The sequence below is a fragment of the Streptomyces sp. R302 genome, assembly GCF_012927245.1.
Taxonomy (GTDB): Bacteria; Actinomycetota; Actinomycetes; order Streptomycetales; family Streptomycetaceae; genus Streptomyces.
Genome location: NZ_JABBGE010000001.1, coordinates 14,226 through 33,835, shown reverse-complemented (window position 1 = coordinate 33,835; position 19,610 = coordinate 14,226). Strand labels below are relative to the sequence as shown.

The 19,610-nt window shown below is 74.0% G+C and carries 12 protein-coding genes; 5 read left to right on the top strand and 7 right to left on the bottom strand.

Going from position 1 to position 19,610, the window contains the following annotated elements:
- The first annotated feature begins 31 nt into the window (after nucleotides 1–31).
- Nucleotides 32–214: a hypothetical protein gene (locus HHL19_RS00110; RefSeq protein WP_169084278.1), complete on the top strand. Its 183-nt coding sequence runs from the start codon at nucleotides 32–34 to the stop codon at nucleotides 212–214.
- An 82-nt stretch (nucleotides 215–296) separates the two neighbouring features.
- Here the strand turns inward: HHL19_RS00110 and HHL19_RS00105 are convergent, their stop codons facing one another.
- The 4 genes from HHL19_RS00105 to HHL19_RS00090 all read right to left on the bottom strand — a co-directional run bounded on the left by HHL19_RS00105 (nucleotide 297) and on the right by HHL19_RS00090 (nucleotide 6,050).
- Nucleotides 297–1,370, bottom strand: coding sequence for a hypothetical protein (locus tag HHL19_RS00105; protein ID WP_169084276.1), 1,074 nt, complete (start codon nucleotides 1,368–1,370; stop codon nucleotides 297–299).
- 365 nt (nucleotides 1,371–1,735) lie between these two features.
- Nucleotides 1,736–2,845 carry a peptide chain release factor 2 gene (gene prfB, locus HHL19_RS00100; RefSeq protein WP_169084274.1) on the bottom strand — a complete coding sequence of 370 codons (1,110 nt, stop codon included), beginning with the start codon at nucleotides 2,843–2,845 and terminating at the stop codon, nucleotides 1,736–1,738.
- Between the two features lie 81 nt (nucleotides 2,846–2,926).
- On the bottom strand, nucleotides 2,927–4,186 hold the full coding sequence (locus HHL19_RS00095) for a serine/threonine-protein kinase (RefSeq protein ID WP_169084272.1): 1,260 nt from the start codon (nucleotides 4,184–4,186) through the stop codon (nucleotides 2,927–2,929).
- 148 nt (nucleotides 4,187–4,334) lie between these two features.
- Nucleotides 4,335–6,050 (bottom strand): serine/threonine-protein kinase, encoded by a 1,716-nt coding sequence (locus HHL19_RS00090; RefSeq protein ID WP_169084270.1) that lies wholly within the window; start codon nucleotides 6,048–6,050, stop codon nucleotides 4,335–4,337.
- A 636-nt stretch (nucleotides 6,051–6,686) separates the two neighbouring features.
- Between HHL19_RS00090 and HHL19_RS00085 the strand changes: the two genes are divergently transcribed.
- Nucleotides 6,687–10,043 carry an FHA domain-containing protein gene (locus tag HHL19_RS00085; RefSeq protein WP_169084268.1) on the top strand — a complete coding sequence of 1,119 codons (3,357 nt, stop codon included), beginning with the start codon at nucleotides 6,687–6,689 and terminating at the stop codon, nucleotides 10,041–10,043.
- 339 nt (nucleotides 10,044–10,382) lie between these two features.
- The gene (locus HHL19_RS00080) at nucleotides 10,383–11,519 is read left to right on the top strand and encodes a glycosyltransferase 87 family protein (protein WP_169086139.1); all 1,137 of its coding nucleotides are present in this window, start codon (nucleotides 10,383–10,385) and stop codon (nucleotides 11,517–11,519) included.
- A gap of 150 nt (nucleotides 11,520–11,669) precedes the next feature.
- Here the strand turns inward: HHL19_RS00080 and HHL19_RS00075 are convergent, their stop codons facing one another.
- Nucleotides 11,670–16,631 carry an NAD-glutamate dehydrogenase gene (locus HHL19_RS00075; RefSeq protein ID WP_169084266.1) on the bottom strand — a complete coding sequence of 1,654 codons (4,962 nt, stop codon included), beginning with the start codon at nucleotides 16,629–16,631 and terminating at the stop codon, nucleotides 11,670–11,672.
- 427 nt (nucleotides 16,632–17,058) lie between these two features.
- Here HHL19_RS00075 and HHL19_RS00070 point away from each other — a divergent pair, with 427 nt between their 5' ends.
- A complete protein-coding gene (locus tag HHL19_RS00070; RefSeq protein WP_169084264.1) occupies nucleotides 17,059–17,613 on the top strand; it encodes a DJ-1/PfpI family protein in 555 nt (184 codons plus the stop codon).
- A 52-nt stretch (nucleotides 17,614–17,665) separates the two neighbouring features.
- Here HHL19_RS00070 and HHL19_RS00065 read toward each other — a convergent pair whose 3' ends face one another.
- Together HHL19_RS00065 and HHL19_RS00060 are read right to left on the bottom strand one after the other, a co-directional pair.
- Complete coding sequence (locus HHL19_RS00065; RefSeq protein ID WP_169084262.1) at nucleotides 17,666–18,328, bottom strand: HAD hydrolase-like protein; 663 nt, start codon at nucleotides 18,326–18,328, stop codon at nucleotides 17,666–17,668.
- A gap of 24 nt (nucleotides 18,329–18,352) precedes the next feature.
- Nucleotides 18,353–18,859, bottom strand: a complete 507-nt coding sequence (locus tag HHL19_RS00060; protein ID WP_169084260.1) for a hypothetical protein — start codon at nucleotides 18,857–18,859, stop codon at nucleotides 18,353–18,355.
- Between the two features lie 217 nt (nucleotides 18,860–19,076).
- On the opposite strand from HHL19_RS00060, the gene HHL19_RS00055 reads away from it, so the two are divergent.
- Nucleotides 19,077–19,598, top strand: coding sequence for an Rv3235 family protein (locus tag HHL19_RS00055; protein WP_346768214.1), 522 nt, complete (start codon nucleotides 19,077–19,079; stop codon nucleotides 19,596–19,598).
- Nucleotides 19,599–19,610: the final 12 nt, after the last annotated feature.

The following is a 19,610-nucleotide window of genomic DNA, read 5'->3' as shown; positions in this document are numbered from 1 at the left end:
GTGTGAGCCCCGTGCGGGAGGAGGAGAGCGTATGACCTACGACCGACTGGTGTGCGCCAATTGCGCGGCCCCGGTCGCCGAGGGTCGCTGCCCCGTCTGCCGGGCCAATCGTGAGCGTCTGACACCGCAGGGCCTGTCCCCGGCGATGGTGCTGACGCTGGTGATCGCCCTGCTGGGCACGCTGGCGCTGCTGGCGGCGGTCCGCACGGTCTGAGCGACACGAGACGGAAAGCGGAATGACGAAGGGCCGGGGAGGAAGCCTCCCCGGCCCTTCGCCGTCTTAGCGCTTACGCGGCTCAGGCAGCCGCGCCGCGACCGCCGGCCACCAGGCGCGGCAGGAAGCGGAAGCCGATGCCACCGGCGATCATGGTGGCGGCACCGATGATCAGGAAGGACGTCTCGGCCGCACCGGTCTCGGCGAGCTCTTCCTTGGCCTCGCCCTGCTGGACCGGCTGGGAGCCGGCCTGCTGGGTGTCGGTGTTGTTGTTGGAGCCGGTCGAGCCGTTGGAACCGGTCGTGCCGGTCGTACCGGCCTCGACGCACTCGACACCGTCGATGTCGACGGTGCAGTTGCCCGTGTCACCGGTGGACGAGCCGCCACCGGTGGAGGAACCGCCGGTCGTGGTGGCGGCGCCGGAGTCGTTGCCACCGTTGCCGTTCCCGTTGGAACCGGTCGAACCGTTGGAACCGTTGGAGCCGGAACCGCTGGACGAGTTGCCACCGTCGGTGGACGCGCCACCGTCGGTCGAGGCACCGCCGTCGGCAGCACCACCATCGGCAGCGCCACCGTCAGCGGCACCGCCGTCGGCAGCGCCACCGTCAGCCGCACCGCCATCGGCAGCGCCACCGTCAGCCGCACCACCATCGGCCGCACCACCGTCAGCCGCACCACCGTCAGCGGCACCACCATCGGCAGCGCCACCGTCAGCCGCACCACCATCGGCAGCGCCACCATCAGCCGCACCACCATCGGCCGCACCACCGTCAGCGGCACCACCATCGGCAGCGCCACCGTCAGCCGCACCACCATCGGCAGCGCCACCATCGGCAGCGCCACCGTCAGCCGCACCACCATCGGCAGCGCCACCGTCAGCCGCACCACCGTCAGCCGCACCACCATCGGCAGCGCCACCGTCAGCCGCACCACCATCGGCAGCGCCACCGTCAGCCGCACCACCGTCCTGGCCCTCGATGTTGCCGGCGATGTCGTTGCCCTCGCCCTCGGTGAGCGCGCCGACGGTCACCTCCAGCGTCGCGGCGTCCTCGCTGTTGACGGCCTGCGCGGCGCCCGCCGCGGTCAGGGACGCACCGGCGATGATCACGGCACCGGCCGCGACTCGCGCAAGGCGGACTCGCGTCTTGTTGGTCATCTGGTTGCTACCCCCAGTAGCTTCATCTCGTCATGGGGCAGCGCCAGGGGCCCCGGGCACGGGAAGCGTCATGGTTACTGGACCTGCCCCCGTTCACACGCGCCCCAGATATGCGCATGCCATCCAGCCACCCTTCCGAGTTTCCGAAGCAGCGTCAAGGCCGTTGCGCGTGCGATGCCCGAAAGATCACCAGTTGGACGGCATGTGACGATGCAACTGTGACGTAAACCCGGAACTACGGGCCTCGCGGCGGCAGTTCCCTTGTCGACAAAGCGCCCCGCTCGCCCGCGAACCGCTTGCAGCGGCGAACGCGCCGGGCCCCGCACCGAGAAGGTGCGGGGCCCGGAACGAACGCTGCGGGGCGGTTACTTCGTCTGCTCCTGCTGCTTGCGCCAGCGGATTCCGGCCTCCAGGAAGCCGTCGATCTCGCCGTCCAGGACCGACTGCGGGTTGCCGACCTCGAACTCCGTCCGGAGATCCTTGACCATCTGGTACGGGTGGAGGACGTACGACCGCATCTGGTTGCCCCAGGAGCTGCCGCTGTCCTTGAGGGCGTCCATCTTGGCCCGCTCCTCCTGGCGCTGGCGCTCCAGGAGCTTGGCCTGGAGGACGTTCATGGCGCTCGCCTTGTTCTGGATCTGCGAGCGCTCGTTCTGGCAGGAGACCACGATGCCGGTCGGGAGGTGCGTGATGCGCACGGCCGAGTCGGTGGTGTTGACGCCCTGGCCGCCGGGGCCGGAGGCGCGGTACACGTCGACGCGGAGGTCCGACTCCTCGATCTCGACGTGGTCCGAGGACTCGACGACGGGGAGGATCTCGACGCCCGCGAAGGAGGTCTGGCGGCGGCCCTGGTTGTCGAAGGGCGAGATGCGCACCAGGCGGTGGGTGCCCTGCTCGACGGAGAGGGTGCCGTAGGCGTACGGCGCCTTGACGACGAAGGTGGTCGACTTGATGCCGGCCTCTTCCGCGTACGAGGTCTCGTAGATCTCGGTCGAGTAGCCGTGGCGCTCGGCCCAGCGCAGGTACATGCGCTGGAGGCGCTCGGCGAAGTCGGAGGCGTCGACGCCGCCGGCCTCGGCGCGGATGTTGACCAGCGCCTCGCGCTCGTCGTACTCGCCGGAGAGGAGGGTGCGGACCTCCATCTCGTCGAGCGCCTTGCGCACGGCGGTCAGCTCGGTCTCGGCCTCGGCGCGGGTGTCCGCGTCGTCCATCTCCTCGGCGAGGTCGAAGAGGACGCCCAGGTCGTCGATGCGGCCGCGCAGCGCCTCGGCCTTGCGGACCTCGGCCTGGAGGTGGGAAAGCTTGCTCGTGATCTTCTGCGCCGCCTCCGGGTCGTCCCAGAGGGACGGGGCCGCGGCCTGCTCTTCGAGCACGGCGATGTCTGCCCTCATCTTGTCGAGGTCCAGGACGGCCTCGATCGACCCCATGGTCGAGGAGAGGGACTTCAGCTCTTCGGATACATCGACGACTGCCACGCGTCCAGCGTAACGGCTCCCGGCCCCGAGCCGAACCTACGGCTGCCCGGCCTGTGGACAACCCGATCCGAAAGGCGCTTCCTAGGGCTGCGGCGCGGGCTGGGAGGACGGGCGGGAGTCCGGTGGCGGGGTGCCGTCGTCGCCGGCGAGCGCCAGGTAGCCGCCGGTGCCGAGCGCCGCCGCGGCGACGGCGGCCGCGATGCCGAGGGCGATCCGGCGCTTGCGGACGGCCCCGGCCTTGTTGCGGGCCGAGCCGGGTCTGCGGGCGCCGGCGGGGCGGGGCGCGCGGGCGGTGCCGTGCGGGCCGCCGGACAGTTCGTCCGGCCCCGGCACCCGCATGGAGGTGTGGGTGTCGCGGTGGGAGTCGGCGGAGGCGCCGGGCACCAGCGGGACGGCGGCGCGGCGGCGGCCGGTGTCGGCGGGCGCGCCGGCGGAGGTGGCGTACGCGGGGTCCTCGTACGGCTCCGGGGCCGGCGCGGGCTCGGCGCCGGGCTCGTCCACGTCCAGCGGCGGGATGCCCTTGAGGAGCGGCAGGACGTCGGCGAGGCGGGCGGCCAGCTCGGAGGCGCGCAGCCGGGAGGCGGGCGCCTTGGCGAGGCACTGGACGAGCAGCTGCCACAGCTCCTCGGGGATGCCGGGGAGCGGGACGACGGTCTCGGTGACGTGCCGGCGCAGGACGGCGCCGGGGTGGCCGCCGCCGAAGGGCGTGAAGCCGGCCAGGAGCTCGTACAGGACGGTCGCGAGGGCGTAGATGTCGACGGCGGCGCGCGGCGGCAGGCCCTCGACGATCTCGGGGGCGAGGTAGTCGGGGGTGCCGATGATCCGGGTGGCCTTGGTGCGGCCGGGGGTGTCGATGAGCTTGGCGACGCCGAAGTCGGTGAGGAGGGCGGGGTGGGCGCCGCCGGGGCCGAGCGGGCCCTCCATGTCGAGGAGGATGTTCTCCGGCTTCACGTCCCGGTGGACGACGCCGGCCGCGTGCGCGGCGGCGAGGCCCTCGGCGACGTCCTTGATGATCGCGACGGCGGCCTCGGGGGCGAGGCGGCGCTCCCGGTCGAGGCGGGTGCGCAGGTCGGTGCCGCGGACCAGGTCCATGACGAGGGCGAGGTCGTTGCCGTCGACGACGAGGTCGCGGACCTTGACCACGCGCGGGTGGTCGAGTCCGAGCAGGGCGGTGCGCTCCCGCACGAAGCGGCCGACGAGCTCCTGGTCGGAGGCCAGGTCCTCGCGCAGCAGTTTCACGGCGACGGGCCCCTCGGGGCCCTCGCCGAGCCACACCGTTCCGGCGCTGCCCCGCCCGAGGATCTGGTGGGTGGTGTAGCGACTGCCGATGTTCCGTGCCAAGACTGCTCCCTCAGCGGCTGCGGTTCGCGTCAAAGTTACGCGTCCCGGGCCGCCGGACGTCACTCCCGGAGGGAAATCACCCCTCGGAAGTCGATAAATCGGCAGTACGACCGCGTTTCCGGTGGTCGTACTGCCTCCTTACCGACGGTTACTGGCCGGTGCCGCCGGATCCGCCGAGGGAGCCGGTGGCCTCCCCGATGCTGGAGATCCAGTCGGTGACGGTGGAGATGCCGTCGCCGATGGCCTCCCAGTAGCCCTTGCCCTGGGCGATCCAGTCCTGGAGCGGGGTGAGCTCCCAGACGAGCCAGCCGGCCACCACGAAGAGGACCACCATGATCAGGCAGCCCTTGAGGCAGCCGAGGCCGGGGATCCGCACCGGGTTGGCGCTCCGCTGACGCGGCGGGCGCGGCTCGCGCGGGGCGGGTGGCTGCGGCTGCGGCTGCTGGGGCTGCTGCTGGGGCTGCGGTGCGTACTGCTGCGGCGGGGGCTGCGGCGGCGCGTACGGCTGCGGGGCGGGCCGCTGGGGCTGCGGCGGACGCTGCTGCTGGTACGGCGGCGGCTGCTGCGGCTGCTGGTAGCCCTGGGGCTGCTGCTGGTACTGCTGCGGCGGGGGGCCCTGCTGGTACGGCGGGGGCTGCGGCGGCCGCTGCTGCTGCGGCTGGCGCGTGGGGCGGCGGCGCAGCGGGTCCTCGCTGGGGTCCAGGTACTGGACCTGGGTCTGCTCGTTGCGGTCGCGGGCCGCGCGGAGCTGGGTCTGCCAGGGGTGCGGGTCCTCCGCCGGCGGGTTCGGCGGCATCGCGGGCATGACGGCGGTCGGGTCCGCCGCGCCGGCGGGGCCGCCCGCGGGCAGCACCGTGGTCGGGTCGCCGGCGCCGGCCGGTCCGCTCGTGGGCAGGACGCTGGTGGCGGCGGCCGGGTCGAAGGCCGCGGGCGCGCCGGGGACCCGCGCCGGGTCGGGGTCCGGGGCGAGGAGGGCGCCGACGCCCTCGGCGGCCTCGATCTGGGCGGGCGAGGAGTGCACGCCGATGCCGGCGGCGACCGTGCGCAGGCCGCGCGCCAGGTTGACGGCGCTGGGCCGCTGGTCGGGGTTCTTGCTGAGGCAGCGCTCGATGACCGTCCACAGGGGCGCGGGCACCGTGGAGGGGCGGCGGGGCTCCTCGCTGAGGTGCATGTGGAGGACTTCGAGGGCGGTGCCGCCGGCGAACGGCGGGCGGCCGGTGACCAGCTCGTACAGCAGGATGCCGGCGCCGTAGACGTCGACGGCGGAGGTCTGCGGGCGGCCCTCGGCGGACTCCGGCGCCACGTACGCGGGCGTGCCGACGAACTCGTGGGTGCGGGTGAGGCCCGGGGAGTCGGCGAGGCGGGCGATGCCGAAGTCGGTCAGCATCGGGTGCATGGCGCCGTCCCGCTCGGCGAGCAGCACGTTGGCCGGCTTGAGGTCGCGGTGGACGACGCCGTCGGCGTGGCTGGCGGCGAGCGCGTCGGCGATCTGCGCGGTGAGCAGGGCGGCGGCGACCGGGGTCAGCGGGCCGCTCTCCCGCAGGTAGCGGTGCAGGTCGGGGCCTTCGACGAGGTCCATGACCAGGGCCAGGACGTCGCCCTCGACGACCAGGTCGCGGGTGCGCACGATGTTCGGGTGCGTGAGCCGGAGGAGGACGGACCGCTCGCGCAGGAAGCGCATCACGATGTCCGCGTCGTTGGCCAGCTCCTCCTTGAGGACCTTGATCGCGACGGTCTCGCCGGGCTGGCCGGCCACGGCCGCCTCGGCGCCCGCCGTCTCCCTCTGGCGGGCTCGCCAGACGGTGCCCGTGGCGCCGCGGCCGAGCGGCTCCTCGAGCAGGTACTTGCTGCCGATAGGCCGCACGTCACGCGCTCCCTGCTGATCGTGGCTGATCGTGGTCCTGGATGGCCGGTCCCGCTCGGTGCGACCGAGCCGGGCCCCGGAGGCCTCTTGCTTCTCTTCTGTGACCCGTCCGGGTGTCCGACCCACTCTAGTGCCGCCGAACGGGTCACCGGTCGGTCGTCCACAGGCGGATTCCCGCTGACACGTTCGAGCCGTCGAACGGTCGCGGAGGGCCCGGGGGGCCGCCCCCAGGATGGCCGAAGGCTTTCCCTCGCCGCCCGCGCACCGCGCCGGAATCCCACCCGGATCCCGGCGCGGACACCCACCCGGGTGGTGTCCCGGGTGACGTCCGAACTTGTCCGGAAGAAGACGCTCCCCCGGCCCGGATGGTTGCCACACCGGCCCCGCGCCGCGGGTCGACCTGGCGTTTTCGCGTCACACCGGACGACCGCCGGCAACAGTTCAAGATCAATTCGGGGTGACCCGGCGGCAGGCTGTCGGCCGCAGGTGCGAGGATGCCTCCAGCACGTCGCATCGGTGGGGTCGGGAGCCCCCGCGCCGTGCCGACCTGTACCGGGCGACGCGCCCGTGCCGGGTGGGGGGTGAACGGGGCGGTCCCCTGCCGGGCATGTCGCGCAGAAGGGACCGCTGACGGCGATGCAGATCCGGCTGACCGTCCTCGCGCCGCACGCCGGCCACGGCGCCGGCCGCGCCTGCGACGTGCTCGTCACGGCCCCCGCGGGCACGGCGCTGTCCGCCGTGGCCTCGAACCTCGCCGCCGCCGTCACCGGCCCCGACACCGCGGGCGGCACCGGCACGCCCGTGCTGTACGCGGGCGCGGAGCGCCTGGACGCCCGCCGCTGCGTGCTGGGCGAGCCGCCCCTGGTGGACGGCGCGGTCCTCGCCCTCCAGTCCCCCGACCCGGACGACCGCACCGACCTCGCCACCGCGGGCTCCGCCGCCCGGCTGCACGTCGTCGCGGGCCCCGACGCGGGCGGGGTGCACCTGCTGCACGGCGGGCCGATCAGGATCGGGCGCTCCGTCGAGGCGGACGTGCCCCTGGACGACCCGGACGTGTCGCGCGCGCACTGCAGGGTGACCGTCGCGGGCGACAGCCGGGTCACCGTCGCCGACCTCGGCTCCACCAACGGCACGACCCTCGACGGCGTCCCCGTGAGCGACCGCCCCGTCCGGCTGCGCCCCGGCGCCCTGCTCCGCCTCGGCGAGTCCACCCTCCGCCTCACGGCCCCGCAGGACGCCGCCGCGGACCCCGGCCCCCTCCCCACCTCGCCCGACGGCGAGGGCCACCTGCGCGTGCCCCTGGCGGCCGCGGCCGCGCCCGCCGAGGACGGCACGCCCGCGTGGACGGGCCGAAGCGGCGCGCAGGACGCCCCCCACGAAACCCCCACGGTCCCCGCCGGCTGGGCGGACACCGGCCACGCGCGGGCGCGGGAGCCCGAGGGCGGCGACGGCGGCGCGACGCACGCCCGCGTGCGCACGGCCCCCGTCGACGACACCGACCCGACGGGCCCGGCCACCCGCAGGACCGGCCGGCGCGGGCTCGGCGCGTGGGCGCGGAGGCTCGCGGGCGGCCGCGAGGCCGACCCGGCGGCCGGCGCCGGACCGTCCCCGACCGCCGAGTCGCCCTGGCCGTCCGAGGCCCCCGGCGAGACCGCCGCGCCCGACACCTGGCCCGATCCGGCGGCCGTCCTGCTCACCGCCCTCGGCCCCGGCCCCCGACTGTGGGAGCGGACGCCGGACCACCCCGAGGCCCTGACCGTCCGGCTCGGCACCGCCGACCGCGCGGAGCTGTCCGGGGTGCCCGTCACCGTGGCCCTGCGCGAGGCCGGCTCGCTGGGCCTGGCGGGCCCGGCGGACCGGCTGGCCGGCCTGGCCCGCGCCGTGGTGGCCCAGCTGGCCGCCCTGCACTCCCCCGCCGACCTGGAGATCGTCCTCGTCAGCGCGGACCGCAACCGCCCCCTGGAGGAGCGGCGGCGCGCCTGGGGCTGGCTCGGCTGGCTCCCGCACACGCGGCCCGCGCACGGCCAGGACTGCCGGCTGCTCCTCGCGTACGACCGCGAGCAGGCGCAGGCCCGTACCGCCGAGCTGACCCGCCGCCTGGACGACGGCCCGCTGGGTCCCGGCTGGGCCAGCGCGGACCGGACGACGGTCGCGAAGGCGGCAGCGGCGTACACGGGCCCGGCGACGGTCGTCGTCGTCGACGGCGACCCCGGCACGGCGGCGCTGCGCGAGACGGTGGCCCGGCTCGCGGGCGCGGGCGCGGCGGCCGGCATCCACCTGATCTGCCTCGCCGAGGCGCCCTCCGCCTCGCCCGCGTCGCCGGTCGCCGCGACGTACGAGACGGCCTGCGCGGCCTCCCTCGCCTTCCGCGAGTGCGGGGCGGCGGCGCTGCTCAGCGGTGACGTGGCGACGGCGCTGCGGCTGCTGCGGACCTCCGGCGGGCGGGTCGCGGGCCACGGCACGGTCGGGGTCGTGGACGCGGTCTCCGTCGCCTGGGCGGAGCGCTTCGGCCGGGCGCTGGCCCCGCTGCGTACGGACGCGGCGGCTGCGGCGCAGGGGCGGACGGCCGCCCTGCCGCTCTCCTCCCGCCTCCTGGACGAGCTCGGCCTGGCCCGGGCCACCCCGGCGTCCCTGATGGCCCGCTGGGCGTCGGCCGGCGAGGGCACGGCGATCCTGGGCGCGGGCCCGCGCGGCCCGCTCGCCGTCGACCTCACGGCGGAGGGCCCGCACCTCCTGATCGAGGGCCCGGCGGGCAGCGGCCGCACGGAACTCCTCCGCGCCATCGCCGCCTCCCTCGCGGCCGGCGGCCGCCCGGACCGGCTCGGCCTCCTCCTCGTGGACGGCGCGGGCGGCGAGCGCGGCGAGGGCCTCACGGCCTGTACGGAGCTGCCGCACGTCACCGAGCACCTGGTGGCGTCGGACCCGGTCCGCATGCGGGAGTTCGCGCAGGCGCTGGGCGCGGAGCTGAAGCGCCGCGCCGAACTGCTCGGCGACGGCGACATCGCCGACCTCCGCAGCACCCGCACCCTCATCGGCCAGCGCTCCCCGAGCCCCGCCGAACAGCTTCCCGCCCGCGCCGCCGCCGACCTCACGGACCGCCCCAGCGGCCGCACCCTGCGCACCGGCGCCGGCACGGTGGGCGACACCGCCCCCGGAACCCGCACCCCCTACCAGTCCCCCCGCACCCCCGAAGAGCTCCCCGACACCCCCGGCGACCGCCTGACCCGCGGGGCGTACCAGAGCGCGGGTGACATCCCCGGCACCCCCAGCGGCCGTACGGCGTACCCGGCCACGAGCGGACGACTCGGCGGGCGCTCGGCGGGCGCCGCGGACCTCGGGGAACGGACCAGCGGACGGACCCTGCGGACGGACGAGGCCAGGCCCGGCCCGCTCGGCGCCGCGCGCGTGCCCCGCCCCGCGAGCGAGGAGGCCCACCTGACCGCGCCTCGCCCCGGCGCCCCCCGCACCCCGCTCCCCCGTCTCGTCGTGCTCGTGGACGACTACGACGCCCTCGTCGCCCCCGCCCTCGGCGCCCCCGGCCGCCCCGCCGCCGGCTCGGTCGTCCGAGCCCTCGAAGCGGTCGCACGCCACGGCGACCGCCTCGGCGTCCACCTGATCGCGACCTCCGCCCGCCCGGACCGCACCGCCGACACGGACCTGGCCCACGGCGCCCGCCTCCGCGTCGTCCTGAACGCCCCGCCGAACACCCCGGGCCCCGACGTACCGGCCCCGGGCCGAGGCCGCCTCGGCCACCCCGACGGCCGCGTGACGCCCTTCCAGGCGGGCCGCGTCACCGGCAGGATCCCCCGCACGGCGACCCTCCGCCCGACGGTCGTCCCCCTGGAGTGGGAACGCATGGGCGACCCGCCCACCCGCCGCCCGGTCCGCGAACTCGGCAACGGCCCCACAGACCTGGCCCTCCTGGCCAGCGCCCTCGACCGCGCCTCCCGCTCAGTGGAAGCCACCCCCATGCCCCCACTGACCCACGCCTGACCACATGGCCAACAGCCACCCGCGCCGCGCCCTCCGGCCGGAGGCCGGGACGCTGCGGACGGACGGACGGGCCGGCGGAGGAGGTGGTGGCGTACGAGGAGTTCACCGGGACGGACGCCACCCGGCCCTACAAATAACGCATATGCCTCACGTCAGACCTATCGTCAGAACGTGACGCCGCCCGATCACCACAGACAACCCCAGGCCTCCGCCCCCTCGCCCCCCTCCCTCACCCGCTCCCCCTTCGAGTCGGACTCCTTCACCTCCGCCACCTTCGTCACCGTCGGGCGCGGCCCCGCCCTCGCGCTCACCGTCGTCTGGCTGGTCACGCGCGTGGGCATGCTGGCGCTGCTCGCGAGCGACAGCCTCGGCATCGGCGGGGTCGGCAACGAGGTACGGCTCCTCTACCGCCACTGGTACGGCTTCTTCGCCGACGGCACCTTCCCGCCCGCCGACCCCACCTGGCAGTACCCGCCCGGCGCCGGCCTCGTGGTCATGGCACCGGGGCTGCTCATGCCCTGGCTCGGCTACACGCAGGCGTTCGTCGTCCTGACCCTGCTCGCCGACGCCGCCGTCACCCTCGGCCTGGCCGTCGCCGACCGCTCACGCCTCACGCACGGCGCCTGGTACTGGGTGTGCGGCCTGCCGCTCCTCCTCCACCTGCCGCTCGCCCGGTACGACGTCCAGGCCACCGCCCTCGCCGTCCTCTCGCTCCTCCTGCTCAAGGGCCGCGCCCCCGCCGCGCACCGGCTCGGCGGGGCGCTCGCGGGGCTCGGGGCGCTGGTCAAGGTGTGGCCGGCGCTCGCGCTGATCGGCACCCCCCGGGGGCGTACCACCCGTGAGGCGTGGACGGCCGCGGCGGTCACCGCCGCCACCCTCCTCGCCGTCCTCGCGCTGTTCTTCTCCAGCTCGCTCGGCTTCCTGCGCGGGCAGGGCGCCCGGGGCATCCAGGTGGAGTCCCTGGGCGGCACCGCGCTCGCCCTCGGCCGCGCGGCGGGGCTCTGGCCGGGGACGGCGGAGGTCCGCTACGGCGCCTACGAGTACGTCGGCCCGTACGTCTCCACCCTCGGCCACCTCTTCCTCCTGCTGACCGTCGCCGCCGTCCTGTGGCTGGTCCTGTGGCGGCTGCGCGCCACCCGCTGGAGCGAGGCGACCCCGCTCGACGCGGCCCTCGCCGCCGTCCTGCTCCTCACCGTCACGAGCCGGGTGATCAGCCCCCAGTACCTGGTCTGGCTGCTCGGCCTCGCCGCCGTCTGCCTGACGTCCCGGCGGACGGTGATGCGCCCGGTGGCGCTGCTGCTGCTGCCGGCGGCGGCGCTCAGCTCCCTCGCGTACCCCGTCCTGTACGCCGAGGTCGTCACCGGCACCCCGCTCGGCCTGGCCGTGATGGCCGCCCGCAACGGCCTCCTCCTCGCGGCCGCCGCCGTCGCCGCCCACCGCCTGTGGCGCGCGACGGTGACCCCCGTACAGGAATAGCCGAAGCCACCGGAAACAGCCGACGGCACCGGCGCAGCCGACGGCCCGGGAACCGTCAGCGGTCCCGGGACCGCCCGCGGCCCCGGGAACCACCGAAGGGCTCCGCCGGACGCGTCCACGTCCGGCGGAGCCTTTCCGCGTCACAAAGCGTCAGCTGTGCGCCCTCAGCAGCGTCCGCATCGTCCGCATCGCCACCGACAGGTTCGCCAGGTCAAAGGTGTCCGAGCCCTGGATCTCCTCCAGGGTCGTCCGGGCCCGGCTCAGGATCGGCGCGTTCTTCTCCTCCCACGCCTTGAAGCGCTCCTCGGGCGACGCGGTGCCGTTGCCGGCGGCCAGGACGTCGGAGGTGAGCGCCGCGTGAGCGGCGAAGAGGTCCTCGCGGATGGAGGCGCGGGCCATGGACTGCCAGCGGTCGGCCCGCGGCAGCTCGATGATCCGGTCCATGAGGTCGGTGATCCGCAGGCGGTCGGCGAGGTCGTAGTAGACCTCGGCGACGGCCAGCGGGTCCTTGTCCATGCGGTCGGCGACGGCGACGATGTCGAGCGTCGGGAAGGCGGACGAGAAGCCCGCGACGCGCACGGCCAGCTCCTCCGGGACGCCGAGGCCGGTCAGGTCGTCGAGGATCGACCGGTACCACTCCGCGTCCGAGCCGCGCAGCAGCTGCGGCAGCTGCGCCCGCACCCGCTCGACGCGGTCGGCGAAGAACTCGATGGTCTCGCCGATCGCGAGCGGCTGCGGCCGGTTGTTGAGCAGCCAGCGGGTGCCGCGCTCGACGAGCCGGCGGGAGTGCAGCCGCATCCGGGTCTGGACCTCGGCCGGGACCGTGTTGTCGAGGGCCTCGACGGCGTCCCAGATCTCGCCGAGCCGGAAGATGGCACGGGCCGCGGTCTGGGCGCGGACGATCTCCTCCAGGGACGCGCCGGTCTCCTCGCGGAGGCGGTGCAGGAAGGTCGAGCCGCCGGTGTTGACGGTGTCGTTGACCAGGACGGTGGTGATGATCTCGCGGCGCAGCGCGTGGTTGTCGACGGCCTCGCCGAACTTCTCGCGCAGCAGCGTCGGGAAGTAGGCGTGCAGCAGGCCTGCCAGGTACGGGTCGTCGGGCAGCCCGGTGCCGATCAGCTCGTCGGCCACCGTGATCTTGGTGTACGCGAGGAGGACGGCGAGCTCGGGCTGGCTGAGGCCCCGCTCGGTGTTGAGCAGCTCGCGGATCTGCCGGTCGTTGGGCAGGAACTCCAGCGAGCGGTCGAGCGCGCCCTCACGGCCCAGGCGGCGCATGAAGCGCTGGTGGGCGTGGAGCAGGGACGGCGACTGGGCGACGGCGTTGGCGAGGGCGGTGTTCTGCGCGTAGTTGTTGCGCAGGACGAGCCGGCCGACCTCGTCGGTCATCTCGGCGAGGATCTTGTTGCGCTGCTTGACGGTCATGTCGCCCTCGGCGACGAGCCCGTTGAGCAGGATCTTGATGTTGACCTCGTGGTCGGAGGTGTCGACGCCGGCGCTGTTGTCGATGGCGTCGGTGTTGATCTTGCCGCCGGTGCGCTCGGGGCCGCCCGCGCGGGCGAACTCGATGCGGCCGAGCTGGGTGGCGCCGAGGTTGCCGCCCTCGCCGACGACCTTGGCGCGGACGTCCTGGCCGTCGACGCGGATGGCGTCGTTGGCCTTGTCGCCGACCTCGGTGTTGGACTCGACGCTCGACTTCACGTACGTGCCGATGCCGCCGTTCCACAGCAGGTCGACGGGCGCCTGGAGGATCGCCTTCATCAGCTCGGCCGGGGTGAGCTTGGTGACGCCCTCCTCGATGCCGAGCGCGGCCCGGACGTGGGCGTTGACCGGGATGGACTTCGCGGTACGGGGGTGGATGCCGCCGCCCGCGGACAGAAGCTCCGACTTGTAGTCGGCCCAGGAGGAGCGGGGCAGGTCGAAGAGGCGGCGGCGCTCGGCGTACGAGGTGGCCGCGTCCGGGTTCGGGTCGATGAAGATGTGGCGGTGGTCGAAGGCGGCCACGAGGCGGATGTGCTCGGAGAGCAGCATGCCGTTGCCGAAGACGTCGCCGGACATGTCGCCGACGCCGACGACGGTGAAGTCCTCGGTCTGGGTGTCGTGGCCGAGCTCGCGGAAGTGCCGCTTGACGGACTCCCAGGCGCCGCGGGCGGTGATGCCCATGCCCTTGTGGTCGTAGCCGGCGGAGCCGCCGGAGGCGAAGGCGTCGCCGAGCCAGAAGCCGTACTCCTCCGCGACGCCGTTGGCGATGTCGGAGAAGGTGGCGGTGCCCTTGTCGGCGGCGACGACGAGGTAGGTGTCGTCCTCGTCGTGGCGGACGACGTCGACCGGGGGCACGACCTCGCCGGCGACCAGGTTGTCGGTGATGTCGAGCAGCGCCGAGATGAAGGTCTTGTACGAGGCGATGCCCTCGGCCAGCCAGGCGTCGCGGTCCGCGGACGGGTCCGGGAGCTGCTTGGCGACGAAGCCGCCCTTGGCGCCGACGGGCACGATGACGGTGTTCTTCACCATCTGCGCCTTGACCAGGCCGAGGATCTCGGTACGGAAGTCCTCGCGGCGGTCGGACCAGCGCAGGCCGCCTCGGGCGACCTTGCCGAAGCGCAGGTGGACGCCCTCGACGCGCGGCGAGTACACCCAGATCTCGAAGGCGGGGCGCGGCGCCGGCAGGTCGGGGATGGCCTGCGGGTCGAACTTCATCGACACGTAGGAGTGCGGCCGGCCGTCCGCGGACCTCTGGAAGAAGTTCGTCCGCAGGGTCGCCTTGATGACGGTGAGGAAGGACCGCAGGATCCGGTCCTCGTCCAGGCTGGCGACCTGGTCGAGGGCGCCGTCGAGCTCCTCCAGGATGCCGTCGATGAGCTCGGTGCCGGCGCGCTGGCGCTCCGGCGCCATCCGGGCCTCGAAGAGGGAGACGAGCAGCCGGGTGGTGTGGACGTTGTTGCGGAGGGTGTCCTCCATGTAGTCCTGGCTGAACGGCGAGCTCGCCTGCCGGAGGTACTTGGCGTAGGCGCGCAGCACCATCGCCTCGCGCCAGGTGAGCCCGGCGGAGAGGACGAGGGAGTTGAAGTTGTCGTTCTCGGCCTCGCCGGTCCAGGTGGCGGCGAAGGCCTCCTGGAAGCGCTCGCGGGCGTCGTCGCCGACGAAGTCGCCGCCGTTGCCGGTGGGCGCGGGCATCCGCAGGCCGAAGTCGTAGATCCAGGCCTGGGTGCGGTCGGCGCAGCGGAGCTCGTACGGCCGCTCGTCGGTGACCTCGACGCCGAGGCGGTTGAGGACCGGCAGGACGGCGGAGAGGGAGACCTGCTCGCCGGTCTTGTAGATCTTGAAGCGGCGCTCGCCGGGGCCGGCGGCGACGGGCTCGTACAGGGAGAGCGCGAAGTCCTTGCCGCCCGCGATGAGGGCTTCCATGCGGACCAGGTCGGCGACGGCGGCGCGCGGCGAGTGGTCGGCCTTGTAGCCCTCGGAGAAGGCGTTGTTGTAGCGGCGCAGCAGCTCGGCGGCGCGCTCCTCGCCCAGCTCGGCGTTGAGCGCCTCGCCGAAGCCGTCGGCCCAGGAGCGTGCGGCCTCGACGAGCCGGGCCTCGATGCGGTCCACGTCGGCGTCGGTGAGGGCGGCGAGCTCGGTGCCCGGCTTGACGCGGATGACGAAGTGGAGGCGGGAGAGGATCGACTCGGTGTTCCAGGCGGTGAAGTCGACGGAGGTGCCGTTCAGCTCCTCCTTGAGGATCTCGATGATCCGCAGCCGGACGCGGGTGGTGTAGCGGTCGCGCGGCAGGTAGACGAGGGCCGAGTAGTAGCGGCCGTACTCGTCCTGGCGCAGGTAGAGCCGCAGCCGGCGCCGCTCCTGGAGGTACAGGACGCTGGTGGAGATGGACTGGAGCTGGTCGACCGGGGTCTGGAACAGCTCGTCGCGCGGGTAGGTCTCCAGGATCTGGAGCAGGTCGCGGCCGTCGTGGCTGTTCGGGGAGAAGCCGGCGCCGGCGAGGACCTCCTGGACCTTGCGCTTGACGACGGGCACGCGGCGCACGGACTCGGTGTACGCGGCGGAGGAGAACAGGCCGAGGAAGCGGCGCTCGCCGATGACGTTGCCGTCGGCGTCGAACTTCTTCACGCCGACGTAGTCGAGGTACGAGGGGCGGTGCACGGTCGCGCGGCTGTTGGCCTTCGTCAGGATGAGCAGCTTGTGCTCGCGGGCCTTGGCGCGGGCGTCGGCGGGCAGCCGGCTGAAGGACGGGGAGACCGGGTGGGCGTGGTGGCCGGACTCGCCGTCGGTGTGGTGCGGGTCGGCGCGCAGGATGCCGAGGCCGGTGCCGGGGACGGCGGCGAGCGCGTCGCCGTCGACGAGCTCGTACTCCCGGTAGCCGAGGAAGGTGAAGTGGTCGTCGGAGAGCCAGCGGAGCAGCTCCTGGGCCTCCTCGACCTCGGTGGGCCGCAGGTCGGAGGCGGTGGGCTCGGCGGGGAGGCCGTCGGCGATGCGCAGCGCGGCGTCGCGCATCTTCTCCCAGTCCTCGACGGTCTCGCGGACGTCGGAGAGGACCCGGAGCAGGTCGGCGGTGATCTGCTTGAGGTCGGCCCTGTCGGTCTCGCGGTCGATCTCGACGTGGATCCAGGACTCGGCGAGCGCGTCGTGCGGCAGCTCGCCGTGGATCTGGGCCGACAGGACCTCGATGAGCTTGCCGGTGATGTCACGGCGGACGAGGACCTGCGGGTGGATCACGACGTGGATGCCGCGGCCCTGGCGGGACAGCTCGTTGGTGACGGAGTCGACGAGGAAGGGCATGTCGTCGGTGACGACCTCGACGACGGAGTGGCTGCTGGTCCAGCCGTTCTCCTCGACCGTCGGGGTGTGCACGCGGACGTTCGCGGTGCCCTGGGGCCGGTTCTCCGCGAGCTTGTAGTGGGAGAGCGCGGCGCCGAAGACGTCGTCCGGATCGCGGTCGGAGAGGTCCTCGGGGGCGGTGTGCAGGTAGTAGCGCTGGAGATAGTCGAGCACGGTGTCCCGGTCCGGGCGGTCGCCCTCCGGGCCCGTCGGAAGTCGCCCCCCGACCGGGCTGTGCTCAGCTACGCGGGCGGCCCTTTCGAGCAGCTCGGCCTTTGCTTCGTCCAGCTTGGTCTGCATGTCCTCTGCTCCTGTCGCGCGCCGTTGCGTGACGTCGGTGGAAGAAAGAAAGGGCACAACGCCTCGACGCGGTGATTCCGATCGAAGGCGACGTTATGCCCTGATGAGAGATGCCCGGATCGAAACCGGCCACGGAGGGCGGGGTTTCCGGACGGAGGGGATCGGCGAACGCACGGTCGGCCCGGCCGCGTGAGCGGACCGGGCGGCAGCCGGGGGCCGCACTGCCCCCGCGGCGTATCGCGCTGATCACGGGAAAAGCCTATCGCTCAAGCCCCCTGCCTCGTCATGAGCCGTATGTGTACAAAAGCGGGGGTGGAAGTTTGACGTTCTGGACAGCGACACATGCACTCTTGGCGGATCGCGCGGAACGGTGCAGCGTGGACGCGTGCACGACGAGGACCGACCGTCCCTGAGACTCGGGAGAGCCATGGCGAAGATCTTGATCGTGACGGGCGACGCGGCGGAGTCGCTGGAGGTGTTGTACCCGTACCAGCGCCTGCTCGAAGAAGGGTACGAGGTCGACATCGCGGCCCCCGCGCGCAAGCAGCTCCGGTTCGTGGTCCACGACTTCGAACCCGGCTACGACACGTACACGGAGAAGCCCGGCTACACCTGGCCCGCCGACCTCGCCTTCTCGGAGGTCGACCCGGGCGACTACGCGGCCGTGGTGATCCCGGGCGGCCGCGCCCCGGAGTACCTGCGCAACGACCCGGAGCTCCGCAAGATCCTGAAGTCCTTCTTCGACGCGGACAAGCCGGTGGCGCAGATCTGCCACGGCCCGCTGCTCACGGCGGCGGTCGGCGGCCTGGAGGGCCGCAGGGTCACCGCGTACCCGGCCCTGGAGCTGGACATGCAGGCGGCGGGCGCCGACTTCCAGGACTCGGCGGCGGTCGTCGACGGCCTGCTCGTCTCCTCACGGGCCTGGCCGGACCACCCGACCTGGATGCGGGAGTTCCTGAAGGTCCTGCGCGCGAAGGGCTGAGGCTGAGGCGGGGGGGCCGGGGCCGTCCGGAGGACGGCCCCGTACGCCGCGGCTAGGCCAGCTCCTCCGCGACCGCGACGGCCTCCTCCAGGGAGTCCACGACCGGCACGCCGACCCGCTCCAGCGAGGCCCGGCTGTGCGAGCCGCCGGTGTAGAGCACCGCCCGCGCCCCCACATGGCTCGCGGCCACCGCGTCGTCCGCGGCGTCACCGATGACGACGATCCGCTCGACGGGGACGGCCAGCGCCTCCAGGTGGCGCACCATGTGCCCGGACTTGCCGTCCGTGGAGCTGTCGGGGCGCCCGTCGACCCGGACGAACCGCTCCTCGATCCCGTGCCGCCGCACCAGCGGCAGCAGGTCGGCGTGCGGGGCGAGCGAGAGCAGCGACTGGGTGGCCCCGGCGGCCTGCCGGGCCGCGAGCAGCTCGGCGGCGCCCGCGGTCAGCCCGCAGCCCTCCGCGCGCTCCCAGTAGTACCGGTGGAAGGTCCCGTCCATCAGGGACCACTCGGCATCGGTGGGCAGCCGCCCCATCAGCCGCTCGTAGAACTTCGGCACCGGGACGGTGTACAGCTCGCGGTACCGCTCCAGCGTGATCTGTTCGAGGCCGAGCTCGGCGAAGGCCGCGTTGGTGGCCCCGATGACCGCGGCGATGTCGTCCAGCAGGGTGCCGTTCCAGTCCCAGACCAGATGCTTCTTCATGTGGTGCTTCCCCATGGAGCGACGGTACAGGCCGCCGGCTCAGCCGAGGAGGGAGGGGATCTCCTGGATTCCGAACCAGAGGAGCTCGTGGTCCTCGGCCCCGTCCACGACGAACCGCGCGTCGTCGTCGCCCTGGTCGGCGGCGCCGAGCGCGGCGGCCGCGGCGGTCACGTCCGCCTCGGCGTCGTCGGCGTCGGCGTGCACGGCGGCGGCCTTCGCGAGGACCACGGGCCCGGCGATCCGCACCTCGCCGATCGCGCCGGCGTCGAGCCCCCGGTCCGGGTCCACGGTCGCGTCCTTGTCGGCGACGTCGACGGCCACGACCACCCGGCGGCGCGGCGCCTCCGGGTCGCCCGCGACGAGCCGCAGCGAGGCGGCGGCGGCCCGGCTGAGGGCCGCGTACTCCAGCTCCTCGATGTCGTCGGAGACGTACCACTCGCGCAGCGCGGGGGTCACCGCGTAGGCGGTCAGCGGCCCGGGCCCCACCTCGCCGGCCTTGTGCGCCTGTGCGAGACCGGGAAGGGTCAGAGGGACGTACACGCGCATGGCTGGCCGCTTTCGTAGTCGGAAACGCCCTCAGGATACGTCCGCCCCGACTACCCCGGGATGTCCACCCGTAGCCCGGGATCACCCTGATAGGCGAATCACCGTACGTGTCCGCCCCGGCCCGCACCCCTCTTGCGGGCCCCGCCACCCACCCCGTACAAGATCCCTACGGAAAGTTACCGACCGGTATCTCACGGTCACCCTCCGAAGGGATCCCATGCGCCACACCATGACCACCACCACCCCCGAACCCCAGCCCCGCCGCACCCACGTCACGCCCCCGGCCGCCGCCCGCCCGACCGTGCCCGGGCAGGGCGGTCCCGGCCGGCGGCCCCGGCGCCCGGGCTCGGGATCGGGCTCGGGCTCGGGCTCGGGAGGCGCCTCCCGCCGCACCCTCCCCGTGCACACCGCGTTCGCCGAGCGCCTCGTCGCCGTGCTCAGCGGGGAGCGGCCCGTGCACTCGATGCTGGGGCTGACCGTCGGAGAGGCCTACGAGCAGCTGGTGCGGCTCGCGCCGAGGACCGTGTCGCGAGGGCTCGGAGCCCGGCCCGTACTGCGCCGGTGCGCCGCGCAGCCGCACTCCGGGGACGCCGTCCTGGAGGTCTTCGCCTCCCTCGCCGCCGGCCACCGCGTCCGCGCCCTCGCCTTCCGCCTGGAACGCGGCGACGACCACCGCTGGCGGTGCGCCGCCGTCGAACTCGACGGCCTCGGCCGACTGGTCGGCGGCGCCCAGCCATGACGAAGGGCCCCG